The 2,287-nt window shown below is 64.1% G+C and carries 3 protein-coding genes; 2 read left to right on the top strand and 1 reads right to left on the bottom strand.

What is annotated here, in order from left to right; translation table 11 throughout:
* Positions 1–19: 19 nt before the first annotated feature.
* A complete protein-coding gene (locus BIS11_RS15500) occupies positions 20–772 on the bottom strand; it encodes a DeoR/GlpR family DNA-binding transcription regulator (RefSeq protein ID WP_253425480.1) in 753 nt (250 codons plus the stop codon).
* 327 nt (positions 773–1,099) lie between these two features.
* Here BIS11_RS15500 and BIS11_RS15495 point away from each other — a divergent pair, with 327 nt between their 5' ends.
* Both BIS11_RS15495 and BIS11_RS15490 read left to right on the top strand, forming a co-directional pair.
* Positions 1,100–1,570 (top strand): tripartite tricarboxylate transporter TctB family protein, encoded by a 471-nt coding sequence (locus BIS11_RS15495; protein WP_253425477.1) that lies wholly within the window; start codon positions 1,100–1,102, stop codon positions 1,568–1,570.
* Positions 1,571–1,635: 65 nt separating this feature from the next.
* On the top strand, positions 1,636–2,202 hold the full coding sequence (locus BIS11_RS15490) for a tripartite tricarboxylate transporter substrate binding protein (RefSeq protein ID WP_253586487.1): 567 nt from the start codon (positions 1,636–1,638) through the stop codon (positions 2,200–2,202).
* Positions 2,203–2,287 lie beyond the last annotated feature (85 nt).

Below are 2,287 nucleotides of genomic sequence, written 5' to 3'. Positions count from 1 at the left end.
CGCTGATGGCGCGCGCCGGCTAAGGCCGCAGGACGGTGGTTCGCCGCGGCGAGAAGATGGCGGTGAGGTCGTCGTCGGCCTCGGTGATCAGGGTCCAGCGCGCGGGCAGGGGAGTCCAGTGCTGCTGGCTGGCGCGACCGATCTTGGTGGCATCGGCCATGACGTAGACCTCGGCGGCACGGGCGATCATCGCCTCCTTCAGCCAGGCCTGGTCGGGGCTGGCCTCGCACAGGCCCTGCTCGGTGACGCCGTCGGCGCTGAGAAACAGCCGGTCGACGGTCAGCCGCGACAGCGTCTCGAAGGCCAGCGGCCCGTAGACCGTCATGCTGGAGGCGCGAAGATCGCCGCCGAGTACCGTGATCCGTCCCTCGGGCAGCTGGGTGAGCAGCGGCAGGGCGGCCATGTTGTTGGTCACCACGTGCAGCCCCTTGCGCTCGTGCAGGCGGGCGGCGAGGGCGGCGGTGGTGGTGCCGCCGTCGAGCAGCACCGTGTCGCCCTCCTCGATGCAGCCGAGGGCGCACTCTGCCAGGCGGATCTTGATGTCGCCCTGGCGCGAGCGGCGCTGCTCCAGGGTCAGTTCCGGTTCGCGCTGGCCGATCGAGGTGGTGGCCCCGCCGTAGGTGCGCACCAAAAGCCCTTCGCGCGACAGCGCGCCCAGATCGCGACGCACGGTCGCCTCGGAAATGCCGAAATGGTGGCAGAGCGCTTCGATACTGCATACGCCCGATCGTACGGCTTCTAGCATCGCCTTGCGGCGTTTGACGACTTTCATGGCAAGCTCGGCTGGTTACGTTGATCGTGAGTATGGCAGTTGGGCCGACGGCGCGCAGCCCTGCTAAAGTCGTGGATTATGATTAAAGCGATCATTTTCAGTTTAGACATTAGTATAGTGCCTAATATCAATTATATGTATTTTTATATTTAAATTCATAATCTTATTTAATTCGAAGGGCGATGTTGACGCTGTCGACGAAAGATTCTCTATTGCCAAAAAGGATCGAAAAGATCATTTTGTCGCTATTGATAAATGCTTTTGAACGGTTCGCTCGATTGGTTGGGCCGCGCCGTTCGCTGGAATCGAATCATGAGGTAGGGCGACATGGTACTTAAAAGCGGACTCAAGAGAACCGATTGCGGACTGGCACTTTTGCTGCTGGCCTTCTGCGCTTTCGCCGCCTGGCGCACCACGCTTGTGCCATCGACCGGCGCGGGCAGCCAGGCCGGGCCGAGCTTTCTGCCCTGGATCGCGATCGTCGGCATCGCGCTGCTCTCGCTGGGACTGTTTTTACGCGGAGCGCTCGCGCCGGCACCCGCAAGCGACGTCGTCCCCGCGCGCGGACGCAAGATCACCTACCCCACGGTGGTACTGGTGCTGTTCATCGTATTGATGATCGGTTACGCCGTCGCCTTCGAGCGCGTCGGCTACCTGCCCAGCACGATCGCGACCTTCGTGATCGGCATGCTGCTGTTGCGCGAGCGCCGCGTGCTCCAGTTTCTGGTGGTGCCGGCGCTGATCGTCGCCGGCGTCTACCTGGGGTTCACCCATCTGCTCGACGTCTACCTGCCCTGATGAGGCCTCCCCCGGGCCTTTCCCCCTAACGATAATAATCATTAGAACCTCACTGGAGAACGCACATGAAATTGCTCCCGACTCTCGCCACTCTGAGCTGCGGCGTACTGTTGACCGCCATGAGCGCCAACGCCGCCGACTACCCGGTTCGCCCGGTGCAGATCATCGTGCCTTACGCAGCGGGCGGCGGTACCGACCTGTCCGCACGCATCATGGCCGACACCCTGAAGAAGTATCTGGGCAAGTCGCTGGTGGTGCGCAACCAGCCCGGCGGCGGCGGCTCCATCGGCACCAGCGCCGCGGTCCATGCGCGCGCCGACGGCTACACCCTGGGCATGAGCGCCCAGGGGCCGCTGGCCATGCTGCCCCACTACGGCGGCGTGGACTACAGCCTCGACGACGTCGAGTTCCTCGCGCTGATGGGCCGTAACCTGATGGTGGTCGCGGGCTGCCAGGGCGCGCCCTTCGACGACGCCGAAGGCTTCGTCGAGTACGGTCGTGAGCACCCGGGCGAGGTACGCGTGGGCAACTCCGGCGCGGGCGGTGCCAACCACATCGCCATCGAGGGCTTCGGGAGCGCTGCGGGCATCGAGTTCAACAGCATGCCCTTCGGTGGCGCTTCGGCGCGATGATGCCCTTCCAGGCGGACCAGGTGAACTCCACGCCCAGCTCCGACGGTACCGGGGTGTCCGGCAGCGCATCGATGCGCTCGTCCTC

Source organism: Halomonas sp. 707D4, assembly GCF_024158685.1.
GTDB lineage: Bacteria > Pseudomonadota > Gammaproteobacteria > Pseudomonadales > Halomonadaceae > Vreelandella.
This window is presented reverse-complemented; position numbering and strand designations above follow the sequence as displayed.

Excerpts from the sequence above, each read along its gene's own strand:
- BIS11_RS15490 (WP_253586487.1), top strand. The coding sequence starts at position 1,636 with ATGAAATTGCTCCCGACTCTCGCCACTCTGAGCTGCGGCGTACTGTTG.
- BIS11_RS15500 (WP_253425480.1), bottom strand. The coding sequence starts at position 772 with ATGAAAGTCGTCAAACGCCGCAAGGCGATGCTAGAAGCCGTACGATCG.
- BIS11_RS15495 (WP_253425477.1), top strand. The coding sequence starts at position 1,100 with ATGGTACTTAAAAGCGGACTCAAGAGAACCGATTGCGGACTGGCACTT.